The sequence below is a fragment of the Stenotrophomonas sp. 63632_Sma genome, from assembly GCF_056482875.1.
This window is the reverse complement of sequence record NZ_CM151220.1, coordinates 2616163-2634042: the sequence shown is the minus strand read 5'-3', so window position 1 is coordinate 2634042 and position 17880 is coordinate 2616163. Positions and strand designations below refer to the sequence as shown.

Annotated in this window: 13 protein-coding genes; 7 read left to right on the top strand and 6 right to left on the bottom strand. The window is 68.5% G+C overall.

The features are described from left to right. The first annotated feature begins 75 nt into the window (after positions 1 to 75). The 7 genes from ACZK45_RS12230 to ACZK45_RS12200 are packed head-to-tail and all read left to right on the top strand — an operon-like array spanning position 76 to position 9636. On the top strand, positions 76 to 1272 hold the full coding sequence (locus ACZK45_RS12230) for an MFS transporter (RefSeq protein WP_125895816.1): 1197 nt from the start codon (positions 76 to 78) through the stop codon (positions 1270 to 1272). Further along, positions 1269 to 2462, top strand: a complete 1194-nt coding sequence (locus ACZK45_RS12225; RefSeq protein ID WP_125895815.1) for an isochorismate synthase — start codon at positions 1269 to 1271, stop codon at positions 2460 to 2462. The genes ACZK45_RS12230 and ACZK45_RS12225 overlap by 4 nt, the downstream gene beginning before the upstream one ends. After that, positions 2459 to 4111 (top strand): (2,3-dihydroxybenzoyl)adenylate synthase, encoded by a 1653-nt coding sequence (locus ACZK45_RS12220; protein ID WP_478444746.1) that lies wholly within the window; start codon positions 2459 to 2461, stop codon positions 4109 to 4111. The genes ACZK45_RS12225 and ACZK45_RS12220 overlap by 4 nt, the downstream gene beginning before the upstream one ends. Continuing rightward, positions 4111 to 4743: an isochorismatase family protein gene (locus ACZK45_RS12215; protein ID WP_478444745.1), complete on the top strand. Its 633-nt coding sequence runs from the start codon at positions 4111 to 4113 to the stop codon at positions 4741 to 4743. The genes ACZK45_RS12220 and ACZK45_RS12215 overlap by 1 nt, the downstream gene beginning before the upstream one ends. Next, complete coding sequence (locus tag ACZK45_RS12210) at positions 4743 to 5000, top strand: phosphopantetheine-binding protein (protein ID WP_478444744.1); 258 nt, start codon at positions 4743 to 4745, stop codon at positions 4998 to 5000. Before ACZK45_RS12215 ends, ACZK45_RS12210 begins: the two co-directional genes overlap by 1 nt. Next, positions 4997 to 8887: an amino acid adenylation domain-containing protein gene (locus ACZK45_RS12205; RefSeq protein ID WP_478444743.1), complete on the top strand. Its 3891-nt coding sequence runs from the start codon at positions 4997 to 4999 to the stop codon at positions 8885 to 8887. Before ACZK45_RS12210 ends, ACZK45_RS12205 begins: the two co-directional genes overlap by 4 nt. Further along, positions 8878 to 9636, top strand: a complete 759-nt coding sequence (locus ACZK45_RS12200) for a 2,3-dihydro-2,3-dihydroxybenzoate dehydrogenase (RefSeq protein ID WP_478444742.1) — start codon at positions 8878 to 8880, stop codon at positions 9634 to 9636. Before ACZK45_RS12205 ends, ACZK45_RS12200 begins: the two co-directional genes overlap by 10 nt. Positions 9637 to 9749: 113 nt before the next feature. Here the strand turns inward: ACZK45_RS12200 and ACZK45_RS12195 are convergent, their stop codons facing one another. The 6 genes from ACZK45_RS12195 to ACZK45_RS12170 form a co-directional block, all read right to left on the bottom strand. Continuing rightward, positions 9750 to 11210: an esterase-like activity of phytase family protein gene (locus tag ACZK45_RS12195; RefSeq protein WP_478444741.1), complete on the bottom strand. Its 1461-nt coding sequence runs from the start codon at positions 11208 to 11210 to the stop codon at positions 9750 to 9752. A 21-nt stretch (positions 11211 to 11231) separates the two neighbouring features. Continuing rightward, entirely contained in the window at positions 11232 to 13550 is a 2319-nt protein-coding gene (locus tag ACZK45_RS12190; RefSeq protein ID WP_478444740.1) for a TonB-dependent receptor, read from the bottom strand. A 312-nt stretch (positions 13551 to 13862) separates the two neighbouring features. Then, a complete protein-coding gene (locus ACZK45_RS12185; RefSeq protein WP_239509137.1) occupies positions 13863 to 14300 on the bottom strand; it encodes a DUF2894 domain-containing protein in 438 nt (145 codons plus the stop codon). After that, positions 14230 to 14868, bottom strand: coding sequence for an OmpA family protein (locus ACZK45_RS12180; RefSeq protein ID WP_478444739.1), 639 nt, complete (start codon positions 14866 to 14868; stop codon positions 14230 to 14232). Before ACZK45_RS12180 ends, ACZK45_RS12185 begins: the two co-directional genes overlap by 71 nt. Next, a complete protein-coding gene (locus ACZK45_RS12175) occupies positions 14865 to 17129 on the bottom strand; it encodes a DUF802 domain-containing protein (RefSeq protein ID WP_478444738.1) in 2265 nt (754 codons plus the stop codon). The genes ACZK45_RS12180 and ACZK45_RS12175 overlap by 4 nt, the downstream gene beginning before the upstream one ends. 10 nt (positions 17130 to 17139) lie before the next feature. Next, on the bottom strand, positions 17140 to 17793 hold the full coding sequence (locus ACZK45_RS12170; protein WP_478444737.1) for a DUF3348 family protein: 654 nt from the start codon (positions 17791 to 17793) through the stop codon (positions 17140 to 17142). Positions 17794 to 17880 lie beyond the last annotated feature (87 nt).

The window sequence follows — 17880 nt, the reverse complement described above, 5'->3', positions numbered from 1 at the left end:
CCCTGAGCAGGACTGATGCCAGGCGGGGGCGTACAGACGCACCCGGCCATCCTTTCCTGTTACGGCTGGTGTTTCATGCACGCACGTCCCGTCGTTCCCGGCTTGCCGGCGCTGGTGTTGGCTGCCCTGATCGGCACCATGGCGATGATGTCCTTCGTCGCCGTGATCGGCCCGGTGGTCCGCATGCTCGGCTTGTCCGAGTGGCATGCCGGCCTCTCGGTCACCGCCGCCGGTGTGTTGTGGATGCTGGCCGCGCGCCCGTGGGGCCAGCTCAGCGACCGCATCGGCCGCAAGCGCGTGCTGATGCTGGCGATGAGTGCCTACACCGTGGTCTACATCGCGCTGGCGGTGTTTATCGACGTGGCCCTGCAGGCGGTGCCGCCTGTGTTGGTATCGGTGCTGGTGCTGGTCGGTGCGCGTGGCCTGATCGGCCTGTTCTACGCCGCGGTGCCTCCTACCGCTGCCGCGCTGATTGCCGACAAGGCACCGACCGGGCAGCGTGCGAAATTCCTCGCCCGCCTGGGCAGCGCCAACGCACTGGGCATGGTGCTTGGCCCGGCCGCCGCTGGCTGGCTGGCCTATACGAATCTGTCGCTGGCGCTGTATGTGGCCGCATTGTTGCCGCTGCTTGCGCTGGCATTGCTCGCGTGGCGGTTGCCGGCCACACCGCCGGTGGAGAGCGCTTCTGCGCAACGCCGCCAGCCGATGAGCCGTCTCGACCCGCGCCTGCGCCTGCCACAGCTGGCGGCGTTCATCGCCATGGTCTCGGTGACCATCGCGCAGGTGACGGTCGGCTTCTTCGCGATCGACCGCCTCGGCCTGGATGCAGCGGCGGGCGCGCGCATGGCGGGTATCGCGCTCACAGCGGTTGGCGTCGGCCTGATCCTGGCGCAGGCGCTGGTGATGAAGCTGGAGGTACATCCACGCCGCTGGATCGTCCTCGGCGCGCTCATTTCCGGCATCGGCTTCGCTTCGGTGGCGGGCGTGCAGCAGGCCTGGCAGTTGCCGGCGGCGTACGCGCTGGCCGCGTTCGGCATGGGTTTCGTATTCCCCTCGTTCCAGGCGCTGGCCGCCGATGGGGTGGAGGCGCACGAGCAGGGCGCCGCGGCCGGCACGGTGGCGGCCGCGCAGGGGCTGGGCATGGTGGCCGGGCCGATGCTCGGCACGCTGTTGTATCGCGGCGGGCCCAGCCTGCCTTACCTGCTGGTCGGCGCGCTGCTGCTGTTGCTGTGCGCGCTGGCCGCAGCGCATCGAATGAAGGAGACCCCATGAACGATTCCCTGATGCAGGGCGCGTGGCCGGAGGCTGCGCCAGCGCCGCAGGAGAACACCGACGACGCGTCGCTGTTCCTGCTGCAGCATGCGGGCCAGCACGTGCACGCACGCGGGTGCCGCGCCGCGCTGCCGGCCGGTGCACTGGCGACGCTGGCAGAGCGCGTTTCGGAGTTCTTTGCCCAGCAGCGCGGCGGTCCGGGCCTGTTGGTTGGCGCGGTGCCGTTCGAACCGCGTGCGGACGATGCGTTGTACCAGCCCGAGCGCCTGCTGCCGGCGCTGGCACTGCAACCTCAGGCCGCACCGCCGCTGGACGGCGCCCTGCGGGCCGAGCCTGTGCCGCAGGACTATGCGTCAGCGGTTGCCGCGGCGGTGCAGGTCCTGCGTGCGCCCGAGCAGAACCTGCACAAGGTGGTGCTGGCGCGCAGCCTGTTGGCACGCACCCGCGAGGCGCTGTCGCCGGACGTGCTGCTGGCACGCCTGGGCGCGGATCCGTCGGTGGCGACCTACGCGGTGCCGTTGCCGGTGGAGCTGGGCCAGGCGCCGGCGTGGCTGGTGGGGGCAACCCCGGAACTGCTGCTGCGCAAGCGCGGTGCCGAACTGTTGTCGCATCCGCTCGCCGGTTCAGCACGCCGCAGCGCCGATGCCGCCGAGGACGAGCGTGCCGCGCAGGCGCTGCTGGCCTCGACCAAGGACCATGACGAGCATCGCCATGTGGTGGACGCCATCGTCGAGGGCCTGGCACCGTACTGCAGCCACATCGATGCACAGCCACGGCCGGTGCTGCATGCCACCGCCAGCATGTGGCACCTGGGCACCCGCATCCATGCCACCCTGAAGGATCCGCAGACGTCTGCCGCCGAACTGCTGGCACAGCTGCACCCCACACCGGCGGTCTGCGGTACGCCGCGGCTGGCGGCACTGCAGCGCATCCGCGAACTGGAACCGGTGCCGCGCGGCTTCTACGCCGGCGCCGTGGGCTGGCTGGATGCGCAGGGTGACGGCGACTGGTACGTGGCGATCCGCTGCGCACGCCTGCAGGGCACGCAGCTGCGCCTGTATGCCGGTGCCGGCATCGTCGCCGAATCGGAACCCGAGGCCGAGGTGGCCGAAACCGCGGCGAAGTTCGCTGCCCTGTTGAACGCGCTGGGTGTCCATGAATCCGCGCCCTCCATCGAGCCTGCCGCATGACTACCTCCATTGATCCCTCCCGCCTGCCACTGCAGCAGGTGTGGCCTGATGAACTGATGGCGCGCTATCGCGAGGCCGGTCACTGGCGCGGCGAGACCTTCCCGGCGTTCCTGCGCGAGCGCGCGGAACGCTATGCGGATGACATCGCGGTGGTCGCCGGCGATGTCCGCCTGAGCTACGCGCAGCTGTGGCACGAAGCCGGTCGCATCGGTTCCGGACTGCTGGCACTCGGCCTGCAGCCCGGTGAGCGGGTGCTGGTGCAGCTGGGCAACACCGCCGGATTCATCACCACCGTATGCGGACTGTTCCGTGCGGGTCTGGTGCCGGTATATGCGTTGCGGGCGCATCGCATCACCGAACTGGTGCACTTCGCCAACAAGGCCGAGGCCAGTGCCTACATCACTGCCGACCTGCGCGATGGCTTCGATCATCGCGGGCTGGCGCGGGCGCTGCAGGCCGAGGTGCCGGCACTGCGCCACGTGGTCATCGACGGCGATGCGGCGGAGTTCACCGCGCTGGAGGCGCTGCAGGGCGATCGCAGCGAGCTGCCGGCCGACCCGGATCCGCAGTCGGTGGCGTTCCTGCAGATCTCCGGTGGCAGCACCGGCCTGTCCAAGCTGATCCCGCGCACGCACGACGACTACATCTATTCGTTCCGCGCCAGCAATGACCTCTGCGGCATCGACCGCGACAGCGTCTACCTGGTCGCGCTGCCGGCCGCGCACAACTTCCCGATGAGTTCGCCCGGCTTCTTCGGTGCGCTGTATGCAGGCGCCCGCGTAGTGCTCAGCCCCGGCCCCGGCCCGGATGCGGCGTTCCCGTTGATCGCCCGCGAGCGCGTGACCTGCTGTGGCCTGGTGCCTCCGCTGGCGCTGCTGTGGGCGCAGGCGGCCGCCAGCAGCAAGCATGACCTGTCCAGCCTGCAGGTACTGCAGGTGGGCGGCGCCAAGCTGGTGCCGGAAGCTGCGCGGCGCGTGATCGACGGCCTGGGCTGCACCCTGCAGCAGGTGTTTGGCATGGCCGAAGGCCTGGTCAACTACACCCGGCTGGATGATCCGGAGGAACTGATCGTGGCCTGCCAGGGCCGGCCGATCAGTCCGGACGACGAAGTGCGCGTGGTCGATGACCACGACCAGCCGGTGGCTGAGGGCGAAGTGGGCCATCTGCTGACCCGCGGCCCGTACACCATCCGTGGTTACCACAACGATGCGGTGGCCAACGCGCGCTCGTTCACCGACGATGGGTTCTACCGCACCGGCGACCGCGTGCAGCAGTTGCCCGGCGGCTATCTGGTGGTGCAGGGCCGTGCCGGTGACCACATCAACCGCGCGGGCGAGAAAATCTCCGCCGAGGAGATTGAAGATCACCTGCTGGCCCACCCTGGTGTGTTCGACGCGGCCGTGGTCTCCATTCCCGACGAGTATCTCGGTGAGCGCAGCTGCGCGTTCGTGATCCAGCAGGGGGAGCCGATCAAGGCGCCGGCACTGAAAGCCTGGATGCGTACGCGCGGCCTGGCGGCGTTCAAGGTGCCGGACCAGGTCGTGTTCGTCGACAGTTTCGATACCACCGCGGTCGGCAAGATCAGCCGCCGCGAACTGCGCGCGCAGCTGCGTGCGCGTCATCTGCAACAGACAGGAGGAACGCGCTGATGGCGCTGCCCCGTATCACCAACTATTCCTTGCCGACCGCTGCCGAACTGCCGCAGGCGCGTGGCCCCTGGCGCCCGCAGCGTGATCGTGTCGCACTGCTGGTGCACGACATGCAGCGCTATTTCCTGGCCGCATTCGATGCCGGGAACGCACCGCTGCGGCCGGCGGTGGACAACATCGCGCGCCTGCTGGCGCATTGCCGCGCGCACGGTATTCCGGTGTTCTACACCGCCCAGCATGGTGACCAGGATCGCCGTGACCGTGGCCTGCAGGCCGACCTGTGGGGCCCGGGCATGCGCAGCAGCGCCGATCATGAGCCGATCATCGAGGCGCTGGCACCGCAGCCGGCCGAGCATGTGCTGGTGAAGCACCGCTACAGCGCGTTCCAGCGCAGCAACCTGGAGACGCTGATGCGAGTGCGTGGGCGGGACCAGTTGCTGGTGACCGGCGTGTACGCCCATATCGGCTGCACCGCGACCGCGGTCGAGGCCTTCCAGCGTGACATGGAGGCCTTCATCGCAGCCGATGCGGTGGCCGATTTCTCACGTGCCGATCACGATCAGGCGCTGCACTGGATCGCACGCACCTGTGGCGTGCCGATGACCACCGATCAGTTGCTGGAGGTGCTGTGATGGCTGCCACGGGTGATGCGCTGGATCTGGAGCGGATGCGTGCCGACGTTGCGCGCGTGCTGGAGTGCACGCCGGCCGAGATCGGTGACGACGACAACCTGATCGACCTGGACCTGGACTCGATGCGCATGCTCGGCCTGGTTCTGGCCTGGGGCAACACCGGGTTGCCGCTGGAATTCTTGCAGTTGGCCGAGCACACCACGCTGCGCCAGTGGTGGGGCGTGGTGCAGACGCTGCAGGCCGCGCAGAACGCATGAACGCCGCCGCGCTGGCCACGCCGGTGGCGCTGACCGAGGCCCAGGCCGGACTGTGGTTCGCACAGCGGCTGGCACCGGGCAATCCGTCATTCAATACCGCGCACGCGGTGTGGATCGACGGCCCGTTGGACGTGGCCGCGTTCATTGCAGCGGCAGACCAGGCTGCAGGCGAGGCCCAGGCCTTCGCATTGCGCTTTGCCGAAGGTGCCGATGGTCAGCCGCTGCAGTGGCATGACCCGGCACACGTGCCGTTGCTTTCGCTGCGCGATCTATCCGTCGAGGCCGAGCCGGCATCGGCGGCGCGTGCCGTGATGCAGGCCGACCGGCTCAGCGCGGTCGATCCGACCCGCGACCGCATAAGCCAGCAGGTGTTGTTCGATCTGGGTGGGCAGCGCTGGGTCTGGTATCTGCGTGTGCATCACCTTGCAGCCGATGGCTATGGCATGGCGCTGTTCACTGATCGCGTATGCGCCTTATATGCCGGTCGTGCGGGTGAGGCACTGCCGGGGCTGGCGGGCGTGCTGGCCGATGATGCCACCTATCGTGCCGACCCGCGTCGCACGCAGGCCGGGCAGTGGTGGCGCGAGCAGATGCAGGGCGCGCCGGCGGGCGCGGGCCTGGCCGGTACGCTTGCGGCCAGTGACGACGCGCTGCGCTGGGTGCAGCCGCTCGATGCTGCATTCCGTGAGCAGCTGCTGCAGGCATCGTTGCGTTGGCTGCAGCCCTGGCCGGATGTGCTGGCCGCGTTGTCGGCCGAGTACCTGCGGCGGATGAGCGCCGCCGATGAAGTGGTGCTGGGCGTGCCCTACATGGGGCGGCTCGGCAACGCGTCGGCGCGGGTGCCGGCGATGGTGATGAATGTGCTGCCGCTGCGGGTGGCGGCCGGCGAGGGCAGTGTCGAGGCGTTTACCCGGGTATTGGGCCGGCAGCTCAGCCAGGGCCGCAAGCACGGCCGCTACCGTGGCGAGCAGTTGCGCCGCGACCTGGGCCTGGTGGGCGCGCAGCAGCGCCTGCACGGTCCGCTGGTGAATGTGCAGCCGTTCTACAAGCCACTGGCACTGAACGGCGTGCGGGCGACGCTGGAAGTGCTGTGCACCGGGCCGGTGGATGATCTGACGCTGGGCTTCCGTGGCGACGGCCAGCACCTGCTGGATCTGGAGATCGAAGCCAATCCCGCGTTGTACAGTCGGGAGGATGTCGAGGCGCACGCGACCCGGTTGCTGCATTTCGTATCGGCGGCGCTGGAGGCCGGAGACATCGCGGCGGTGCCGCTGGCCACCGTCGCAGAAGCGCAGCAGGTGGTGCATGGTTTCAATGCCACCGCGCATGCGCTGCCACAGACTACGTTGGTTGAACTGCTGCAGCAGGGCATGGACCGTGACCCGCACGCGCCTGCGCTGGTGTTCGGCGACACCAGGCTGGACTACGCAACGCTGGAAGCGCGGAGTTTCGCGCTGGCGGCACAACTGCGCGCGATGGCGGTCGGTCCGGGCAGTGTGGTGGCGGTGGCATTGCCGCGCTCGCTGGAACTGGTGATCGCGCTGGTGGCGGTGCTGCGTGCGGGTGCCGCCTACCTGCCGCTGGACCTTGCCCATCCCGATGAGCGCCTTGCGCGTATTCTCGCCTCGGCGCAGCCGGCGTGCGTACTGGCTGCGGCAGAGGTATCGGCGCGCATGGACGGTGTGCCGGTGCTTGCCCCCGACCAATGGACCGCGCTGAGTTTCGCAGCACCGTGGGCCGATCCGGCGCCCAGCGATGCAGCCTATGTGATCTATACCTCCGGTTCGACCGGCGAGCCGAAGGGCGTCGTCATCGAGCACCGCGCCATCGTCAACCGCCTGCTGTGGATGCGCGAGCACTACGGCATCCGTTCCGATGACCGTGTTCTGCAGAAGACCCCGGCCACGTTCGATGTTTCGGTCTGGGAATTCTTCCTGCCGCTGCTGTGCGGCGCGACGCTGGTGGTGGCGGGTCCGGACGCGCATCGTGATCCGACCGAGCTGGCGCGGCTGATCCGCGCGCATGGCATCACCACGGCGCATTTCGTGCCGTCGATGCTCGATGCCTTCCTCGCCGCACCGGCCTCCGAGGGCCTGCAGCTGCGCCGTGTGTTCACCAGTGGCGAAGCGCTGGACGCATCGCTGCGCGATCGTTTCCATGGGCGCGTGCAGGCCGAACTGCATAACCTGTATGGCCCGACCGAAGCGGCAGTGGACGTAAGCTACTGGCCGGCTTCGGCGCAGGACCGCTCACGGCCGGTACCGATCGGCTTCCCGGTCTGGAACACCCGCCTGTACGTGCTGGACGCGCGGATGCAGCCGCTGCCGGTGGGTGTGCCGGGCGACCTGTATCTGGGGGGCGTGCAGCTGGCGCGCGGCTATCTCGGTCGCGATGACCTGACCGCCGAACGCTTCCTGGCCGACCCCTTCCTGCCAGGGGAGCGCATCTACCGCACTGGCGACGTGGCGCGCTGGCGCAGCGACGGCGCAGTCGAATATCTGGGCCGCAGCGACCACCAGGTGAAGCTGCGCGGCCTGCGCATCGAGCTGGGCGAGATCGAGGCGGCACTGCGTACGCTGCGGGGCATGGAGCGGGTGGAAGTGCTGCTGCGCCAGGATGCACCCGGTGATGCCCGGCTGGTGGCCTATGTGCCAGCGGCGCTTGCCGATGCCGTGATGCTGCGCAGCCACTTGGCCACGCGCGTGCCGGACTACATGGTGCCGTCGGCGTTCGTTGGCGTGGATCAGTGGCCGGTGACCGCCAACGGCAAGCTCGACCGCACCGCCTTGCCGAAGCCGCCGCAGAACGAGATTGCCGGACTGGCGCCGCGCACGCCGCTGGAACAGGAACTGGCAGTGCTGTTCGCACAGGCGCTGGGCCGCGAGGCAGCGGTGGCAGTGGATGCGGACTTTTTCAGTCTCGGCGGCGACTCGCTGTCCGCGGTGCACCTGCTGCTGGCCATCGAACAACGCTGGCGCTGTGACCTCGGCCTCGGTGCCTTGTTCGCGCAGCCGACCGTGGCCGCGTTGGCGACGCGCATTGCCGAGCCACCCGCGCTGGCCGACCACGCGTTGGGGCCGGTGATCTCGTTGGCTGCCACTGATGCTGACGGGCCCACTCCGTTGTTCGTGCTGCACCCGGCCGGTGGCATCGCCTGGAACTACCGGACGCTGGCGCGCGCCCTGCAGCCGGCACGCCCGGTATATGGCCTGCAGTCGCCCGCGCTGGATCCGAAGCAACCGTTGCCGTCCAGCATCGAAGCCATGGCCAATGACTATGTGCAGCGGGTGGTCACGCTGCAACCGAAGGGACCGGTGCATCTGCTGGGCTGGTCGGTGGGCGGCATCCTCGCCCAGGCGATGGCGGTGCGCCTGCATGAAATCGGCCGTGAAGTCGGTGAACTGGTGCTGCTCGACGCCTACCCCAGCGAATGCTGGCGGGCCGAGCCGGAACCGGATGCCATCGCCGCACTGCGTGCGCTGCTGGCGATTGCCGGCCATGACCCGGATGCACATCCGGAGCTGGACAGCCGTGAACGCATTCTCGGCTTCCTGCGTCGCGGTGGTAGTGCGCTCGGCAGCCTGCCGGATGTAGTGCTCGATGGCGTGGTGCGTGCGGTGACCGGCACCAACCGGTTGATCCGCGAACACATCCACCAACCGTTCGACGGCACGCTGGTGCACGTGCGCGCTGGCCGGGATCATCAGACGCGGCCGCAGCTGCAGTCGGCGTTGTGGCGCACGCACGCGCGCAAGGTGCAGGCGCTGGAACTGGCGTTCCTGCACGCCGAGCTGACCGGCCGCGATGCGGTGGCGCAGCTGGCACCGTGGTTGTCGGCGCGCCTGCGCCACTGGGATGAGCAACAGGAGATCGCAACATGCAGTTGACCGGTTTTGAAGGTCGCGTGGCACTGGTGACCGGTGCCTCCGGTGGCATCGGCGAGGCACTGGTACGGCTGCTGGCGGAGGCCGGCTGCACGGTGGTGGCAACCGACCGCGAGGCGCCCGTGGTAATGGATGCACGTGTGCAGGCGTTTGCGCTCGATGTGACCGACAGTACTGCCGTAGATGCACTGGTGGATCGTGTAGAAACCAGCATTGGGCCGATCGGCCTTGCCGCCAGCGTGGCGGGTGTTCTGCATGTGGGAGCTGTTGCGGAGACCACAGATGCAGATTGGCGCCGGGTGTTCGCAGTCAACGCCGATGGCGTGTTCCATGTTGGCCGTGCGCTGGCGCGGGTGATGTCACCGCGAGGCCAGGGCGCGATCGTCACCGTCAGTTCGAATGCCGCCGGCGTGCCGCGGCACGGCATGGCCGCCTATGCCGCGTCCAAGGCCGCCGCCACGATGTTCACCCGCTGCCTCGGGCTGGAGCTGGCGCCGCTGGGCATCCGCTGCAATATCGTCGCCCCGGGTTCAACGCTGACCCCGATGCAGACCGGCATGTGGCAGGACGAGCGTGGCGCAGAGCGAGTTATCGCCGGCAACCTGGAGACGTACAAGGCCGGCATCCCGCTGCGCAAGCTGGCCACCCCGGAAGACATCGCGCACTCGGTGATGTTCCTGCTCTCCGAGCAGGCCGGGCACGTGGCGATGAGCGACCTGTACGTGGACGGCGGCGCCACCCTGCGCGGGTGAGCTTTGTAGAGTCGAGCCATGCTCGACTGCCTTGCGGCATGAGTCGAGCATGGCTCGACTCTACAGGGTGTATCGGGTTGATCCGGTAGCGCCGGGCCATGCCCGGCGACGTCTCAGGGCAGGGTCAGTCGGTAGACCAGTAGGCGGTTGTCGTTGTCGTACGGGCTGTCGCAGGATTGGCCCTGCATGCGGCAGTGGCGGGCGATGAAGTCGTTGTCGTTGCCGATCAGCAACAGCATGTCGTTCGGATGCTGCGGGTCCAGCGCTGGCAGTACGTCCATGGCTTCCCACTTTTCCGAGAGCAGCCCGGCATGCGGGCCGCGCTTGGTGTCCAGGTCAAGGCCGGCACGCGCCAGCTGCGGGCGGTCGAGCAGGTTCAGCAGTTCGTCGCTGCGTGCGGGCACGATGCCGTCCTTCAACACGGTACCCGCCGGGTCGGCCAGCACCGAGGCCGTACCGGACTCATAGTTGCTTCCTGCCAGGTTGCTGGCATCGGCCACATCCACCAGCAGCACCGACTTGTAGACGATCGGGTGATCGCCGTCCTTGCCCAGACCGTTGCCATCGCGGGCCAGCAGCAGGAAGCGGTGGGCATCCAGTGCACGCAGCTCGCTCTGCGCGGCGGTACGGTCCAGCTTGCCCTTGCCGTCGTGTGCATAGGCGGGCAGGGCCATCACGTAATGGCCGATCGGTTGCTGCGGCGTCGGCGAGGCCGTCACGTCGTAGACCAGCACGCGGGTGTTGATGCGCCCGGCCGCGTTGCCTTTTGCGCTGTCCTGCAGCGTCGCGCTCTGAAGGGCCACGAACAGGCGGGTACCGTCGGGCGACAGGCCCATGCCTTCCACGCCCTGGTTGTTGCGGCGCCCAGTCTGCGGTGCCGCCAGCGAACCGAAGGTGCGCTTGCCATCGCGCTGCGGACGGATCGCCGGCGGCGCCACGATCACACCCTGCAGCTGACCATGCGCATCGAAGTAGTAGACGTTGGCGGTGTACTCGTCGCCGATGTAGAAGTGGCCATCGGCGGTGAACTGCAGCGACTCGGCATCCAGCGAGACCTTGCCCGCGCCTGCGCCGCTGGCGGGCGAGGGCAGCACCACCTCGCGCTGCGTGATCGTGTGGTCCCCCGGGTCGGCACCGGTGAACGGCTGACCGTTGAAGTCCTTCAGCACCACGCCCTTGTCCGGCACCATCAACAGCGTGCCGAGCGCACTGGGCTTGCCAGGGGAAACGTCGATATGCAGCTGCATGCGTTCCACGCGGCCGGCGTAGTCGTAGAACAGGCCTGCCTCGGGGTCGTTACGGCCGCGGTCAGGCAGTGTCCAGAGCACGCCTTCGTAGCCGTTGGTGGTGCGCTTCCAGGTGCCAGGCTGCACCGCCAGCGACGAGAACGAGCCCAGCGTGTCGCCGAGGAAGTCCACCGTGCCTGCCGGCAGCCGCCCGGCCGCGACCAGGCCCTTGTCCACATAGGTACGACCACCCAGCTGCAGGGTGCGTGGGGGCGCACCACTGGCCTCATGTGGTGCGGAGTATCCGCTGGCGGAGAGGGTGGCCAGCAGCAGGGCGGTCGTGAGCATCAGCGGACTCCGGGCGGTCGATCAGAAGCGAAGGTCGATCGTACCGAACACCTGGCGCGGTGCCGAGGCATGGAACACGTACAGCTTGCCGGCCGGGTCGCTGGGCGCGAACACGCTCGAATCCAGGTTGCTGGCGTAGCGCTTGTTGGTCAGGTTGGTCACGTTGAACGACACACGCATCCCCTTGGCAAAACCGACCTGGCCGAAGTCGTAGCCACCGGCCAGGTCGAATACGGTGAAGCCACCGAAGCCCTGGTCGTTGCTGTAGGTGTAGAAGCGCTCGCCGGTGTACTTGCCACGCAGGCTGGCGAACCAGCCGTTGTCACGCCAGGTGATCTCGGAGGCCAGCAGCTGCTTGGGCGTATCGGTCTGGATCCTGCCCTTGATCTGCTGCTCCACACCGGCCTGCACGTAGTTGGAAGCGTAGGTCGAACGGTTCAGCGAGGCCGAGGTGTACCAGCTGAAGTGCTCGTTCGGGGTCCACAGCACGGTCAGCTCGGCACCGCGGCTGTCGACGCCGCCGACGTTGTAGAAGCGGTTGCCGCAGGTCGGGCCCACCGGCTGGCGCGAGTCACAGGGGTTGTACTGCAGCAGGCGGTTGTCGAAGCGCACGCTGTAGGCCGCGATCGAGGCCTGCAGGGTATCGGTGACGAAGCGGTAGCCGGCTTCCAGCGAGCGTGACTCCTCCGGCTTCAGGTTGCCCTGTGCGTTCCAGGTCGCCTGGCTGACCGCCTGCGGGCCCAGCTTGAAGCCGCCCTGGAACATGGCGATGTTCTCGGCGTAGCTGGCGAAGATTTCGTGGTGCTCGGTCAGGTGGAAGTTGGCGCCGATGCTGGGCAGGAAGTTCTTGCTGGCCTTCAGCGAACCGGTGGCGAACTGGTTGTTGGAGGTCGGCGAGATCGGCGTCTTCGCATCGCCCGGCAGCGCTTGTGCATCGGAGGTGGCGTGCGGGCTCTTGGCCCCGAACTCCAGAGTCAGGCGGTCATCGAGCAGGCGCCAGGTGTCCTTCAGGAAGAACTGGTGAGTCTTCCAGCGGGTGCGTTGGGCAAACACGCCGACATCGGAGGGCAGGGTGTTCATGCCACTCAGGTCACGCGGGCCGTCCACGGCGGTCTGGTAGCGCTCGGCGCTGCTGGTGTTGCGCTCGTACCAGACGCCGCCTTCGATGCGGTGCGCGCCCAGCTCCCAGTCGAACGACAGCGTGCCGCCATCGCGGTCGATGGTGTAGATGGTGTTGCGGAAGATGATCGGGATCTCCTGCGCGGTGCCCTTGTTCGACCACCCGCCGCTGTTCCAGTTGTGGCCTTCGCCGCGGTCGTCGTGGTGGTAGGCCAGGGCGCGCAGGCTGAAGCCATCGGCCAGGAAGAAGTCGCCGGCCAGGTAGTACAGGTTGTCGTCACGCAGGATCTGGCCGGCGGTGAAGGCACCATCGGAATCCTTGTCCGGGCCGCTGCTGTCGCACTTCTTCGCATTGAAGCTGGCGGTGTTGCAGTAGGCCTTGGCCACGGCCTTGTTCCAGTCCGGCGCGTAGCCGCCCCAGTCCCAGCCCAGGCCGCGCGACATCTCGTCCTTGGACAGGTAGAAGTAGTCCGCCTGGGTGGTGCGTGAGGTATCGACGAAACCGGTGATCTGGCCGCGGCCAAAGTTCCACACGCCCTTGGCGTTGAACTGCTTGGTGGTGGATTTGTTGTAAGCGGTCTGGTCGTTCCACAGATCGGAGACGGCATTCATGCCGGAAACGTAGCCGGAGAAGCCGTTGTACTCGCCGCTGTCCACGCGCACGAAGGTGCGGCGGTTGGCATCGCTGCCGAAGGTCTGCACCACGCGGCCACCCAACTCCTGGGCTGGGCGGTCAGAGGTATACGAGATGGTGCCGCCGAGGTTGCTGGTGGACGGCGTACCGAGGCTGCCGATGCCCACCGCCAGTTCCGCGCCGGCCATGTTCTCGCTGATCAGCGCACGGTTGATGGTCAGGCCGTTGTAGTTGTTGTACGCGCCGTCGCCCAGCGGCACGCCGTCGAGCGTGTAACCGAGACGGGTGGAGTTGAAGCCGCGCAGGCTCAGTGTCATCGACTGCTCGTTGGTGCCCAGCGCATCGGCCGACTGCGCGTTGACGCCAGGCAGTAGATTGAGCGTCTTCTGCAGGCTGGTGCCCGGCGGCAGGATGTCGAGGTTCTCGCGGGTGATGCGCTGCACCTGGCGCGCTTCACCGCTGCCGATCACCGAAACCGCATCGAGATCGGTGGCGGACGTGCCAGTGGAGGTCGGGGCAGCATCCTGCGCCCAGGCCGCGGGAGCGAGCGCGATCGACAGCGCAGCGGCCAACAAAGTCTTCGTCATGTTACGGACACTCAGGCAGGCACGAGCCACCGCACGGGCGCGGAGCTCATGGAGTTCAAAAGGGGAGACAAGCGATGCGACCGGTGGCGCTGCAGGCGCCGTGGTTCAACGTGAAAATGGTGCGCTAGACAGATGACTGTCTGGTGACACCGCTACACGCGTGCATGCCGACGCGTGCATTGGTAGATGCCAACCTTGGTTGGCATGCGCGGCATCGTTGGTGGAGCGCCAACCAAGGTTGGCGTCTACCAGGAGCGCGGAACAGGATTGTCGTATCCAGGGGGGCCGAACGAGGTCGGCATCAACGCGCGATCAACCCGCGTTGCGCGGCTTGCGCGTGCGCTTTGGCTTCGCGGTATCGCCGCCGCTGGCGGCGCCATCCTGCAGCGCCTGCAGCCAGGACAGGGTGTCCACGTAGTCGATGAAGTGGCGCAGGTAACCGGGGCTGGTCGCCTGCATCGTATCGAGCATGCGTTGCACCAGCACCGCCGAGTTCAGCGGGCCGCCGTCGGCCGGGGCCTCGGTGCGCAGCGAACGGCGCACCTGCAGTTCGCTGCGCAGTTCCGACCACTCGCGCTGCACCTGCTGCAGCATCGGCACCTGCGGGTAATGCGGCAGCGAACGCGATCCCGCATCGAGATCGCGCACCAGTGCGCGCAGGCCATCCAGTGCGGGTGGCTTACTTGGCATCCGCGGCCTTGGGCTTGGGAATCGGTGCGATTTCCACGCGACGGTTGCGCGCGCGGCCATCTTCGCTGGCATTGGAGCTGACCGGCTGCTCGCTGCCGAACGCGGCGGCGAACACCGCGTCGGCCGGTACGCCATCGGCAATCAACGTGCGGGTCACGGTCAGTGATCGCTGCGCGGACAGCTCCCAGTTGTCGGCAAAGCGACGGTTGCCTTCGCGCACCGGCGCGTCATCGGTGAAGCCGCTGACCATCAGGATCTCTTCGCGCGTGCTCAGGTAGGCGGCCAGCGGTGCGGCCAGGCTGCGCAGCAGCTCCTGGCCTTCCGGCTGCAGCTGGTCGGAGTTCAGCGCGAACAACACGCTGCCACTGATGCCGATGCGTCCATCGACCAGGGTCACGCGACCGGCCGCCAGCGGGCCCGCCAGCGCCTGTTCCAGGGTCTGCAGGCGCTTGGCTTCGGCCTGGCGCTGCTTCACTTCCTGGTCCAGCCGCTGCGACAGCTCCAGCTGCACGGCGACCACACCGACGAGTATCAGCACGAACGCGCCCAGCAGCACCGACATCAGGTCGCCGAAGGCGGCCCAGATCGGGGCGTGTGAGCCGCCGTCGACCTCCAGCTCGTCGCTCATGCGCTGCCGGCCTTGCCGCGGCGCGCGGCCAGCTGCTGCAGTTCTTCCATCACCTGCTTCTGCGACAGCAGGCTGAGGTCGACCACCTCGCGCGCCTGCGCCACGTAGTAGGCCAGCTGCTCGTCGCTGCGCGCCAGCGAGGCATCCAGTGCCCCGCCTATCTGTTCCAGACGGCCGGACAGCTCGGTGGAGGCGCTGCCGAACTGCGCAACCGCGTCGCCGAAGGCGCCAGCCAGCTGGCCGACGTCACCGGCGCTGCTGCTGAGCGCTGCGGCAATGCCATCCAGCTTGCCGGTCTCGGCGGCGATATGGTCGGTGAAACGGTTGCCGACACGTTCCAGCAGCTCGGCCGAACCGCCGACCAGCGCGTCCACCGCGCTGCGCTGCTCGTGCGAGGCGTGATTGATCGCATCCAGCAGGGTCTGCACGGTGGCCAGGAGGCGGCCGCGCTCTTCCAGCATCGCGTTGTCGCGCACCAGGCTCTCGGAGAGCGTGCTGCGCAGCTCGTTGATGACGTCGGCGGCGGCCTTCGGCGCAGCGGCGGCGGTCTGCAGCAGGGTGGACACTTCCGCCAGCGTGGCGCTGGCCTGGGCGCGACCGTTCTCGCCGATCTGCTGTGCGGTGGCCGCCAGCGTGTCGCAGACCTGCTGCTGCTGCGCGGCCAGGCGTTCGCCGTTGGCCTGCAGGCGCTCGGCCAGGTCGGTGGAAACGTGCTGCAGGGCATCGCTCCAGCGCTGCAGGCGCTGTTCGTCGCCGGCTTGCAGCTGGGCCTGCAGCGCGGCGTGGGCCTGCTGCAGTTCGGCACTGACCGCATCCCAGCGCGCCTGGCGCTGCTGCTCGCGGCTGTCCAGGCGGGCCTGCAGTTCGGCGTGCGCGGTGGCGGCGGCGGCCTGCGCGGCCTGCCACTGCTGCGAGCGCTGCTCTTCATGATCCTGCAGCAGCGCCTGGCTGGCGCTGTGATGCTGTTCCAGTGCCTGCAGCAGCGCCTGCGCACGCGCGTCCAGATGCTCGCTGGTGGCCAGCAATGCCTGCTGCTGGCGTTCGAGCAGCGCGGTATTCAATGCCTGCTGCTGTTCGGCGGCGGCGCGCCAGGCCTCGGCATTGCCGCTGGCATCGGCCTGCAGGCGCTCGCCGATGCGTGTCACCAGTGCTTCGGCCTGCGTGCCCTGGCCATCGCTGAAGGCCTGCAGGTGCTGACGCAGATCACTGACCAGTGCCTGCTGTGTCTGGCTCTGTTCACTCAACGCCTTGGCCCAGCTGGCCTCGGTCGCCACGCGGCTGCGCTCGAAGCCTTCGCTCAGGCCAGACAACTGCTGCTGCACCGCCTGTTCGACACGGGCATGCAGCGCCTCACCATGGTGGGCCAGTCCGGCCAGGGTGGTCTCGGCCATCGGCTGCAGCGCGCCACCGATGGCGGCGGCGCTGGCCTCGGCACCCTCGCGCAGCGACTGCTGCAGCGAGACGGCCAGGCGTTCCTGCAGCGCCTGACTCTGGGTCAGGAACTCGGCCTGGCCGGCCAGCAGGCGCTCATTGGCGGCCGCACTGTGCTGTTCGAAGGTGCTGGTCATCGCCTGCAGGCGGTCGACCAGCGCCGGCAGCGCGGCAGATTGTGCCTGCAGCAGGCGCAGCGATTCGGCGCGCTGCCAGGCCTGCGAGTACGGGTGCAGGTCGCCGGCAATGGCACGGTCCAGCTGCTGCACGGCCTGCAGGCGGTCACGGCGCAGCAGCGCCGCCAGCAGGCCGAGCATGGCCGAGCTGGCCACACCGGCGATCGAGGTGCCGAATGCCACGGCCAGGCCCTGCACCGGCGAGGCCAGCGAGCCGCGGATGGCGGCCATGTCGGTCGCGCTCTGCAGGGCCAGGCCGGTTCCGCGCAGCGTGTCCATCATGCCCAGCAGGGTGCCGAGCATGCCCAGCAGCACCAGCAGGCCAACCAGGTACGGGGTCAGCACCGGCGCGGGCAGGGCGGTGCGCTCGCCTTCCACGCGCAGGCGCACGGCGTTGCGCAGGCCCACCGGCACGCGCTCCAGCCAGGGGGCCAGGCTTTCTTTGGCACTGGACAGGTCGCTCAGCGCGCTGCGCAGGCCGTTGCTGGCCTGGCGATAGCGGTACAGCTCCACGCCACCGGCGATGTAGCAGGCCGCGATGATCGCCGCCACCGCTGCACCCAGCGGATGCACCGAAACGTAGCCAATGCCGATCCAGCACACGGCCAGCAGGCCGACAAGGAAAACAACGACATGGAAAGCAGTTCTGGACATGGTGTTCCGGTCAGTGGGAGCGCAGGGCGTCTTGCAGCCCTTCGATCGGGTGGAAGCGCAGCTGCAGCTCGGCAAGCAGCAGGGTGCGCATGTCATGGCGGAAGGCCGCGCGCCAGCCGGGCTGGCCGTGCACGCGTTCAAAACGGGCGCCGAGCACCGCCGGCGCAGTGGCCAGCAGGCTGTGCTCGCGCGGGGTGAGGGTCTGTTCCATCACCGCATCGACCTCGGCCAGCCGTGCCAGCTCGGGTGAAACCTGCACCAGCTGGTCGCGCAGGCGGCCGCGCAGGCGCCCGGTGGCGGTCTGGATGGCCTGCTGCAGCACCCGGTAGCGCTGGCGCAGCGAGGCGAAATTGGGTGCGGCGGCGGCTTCGGCCAGGTCCAGCAGGCGCTCGGCCTCGGCATCCTCACTGATCGAGGCCAGCAGGCTGGCATGGGCCTGGGCGCAGTCGTCCAGCACATCCCCGGCCGCTTCGGCGGCCTCGCCCGGCTCGGGCAGGCGTCCGCCGAGCGCCCCGGACAGGGCCACGGCACGGCTCCAGTCCACCCACTGGCCGAGGCGATCGGTCAGGGCGGGACTGCTGGCCGGCATCGCGCCGTCGCTGAGACGGGCGAGCAGGCGGAGGAATTCCGGTCCACCCAGGACCGGCTGCGCTGCGTTCGCCATCAAGGGGTGAGGGGCCAAAAACCGTTGATTTTACAACCAGATGACCCTGCCTGGATGAAGGCGGGGCGGGGGGAGGGGACCCGCAGG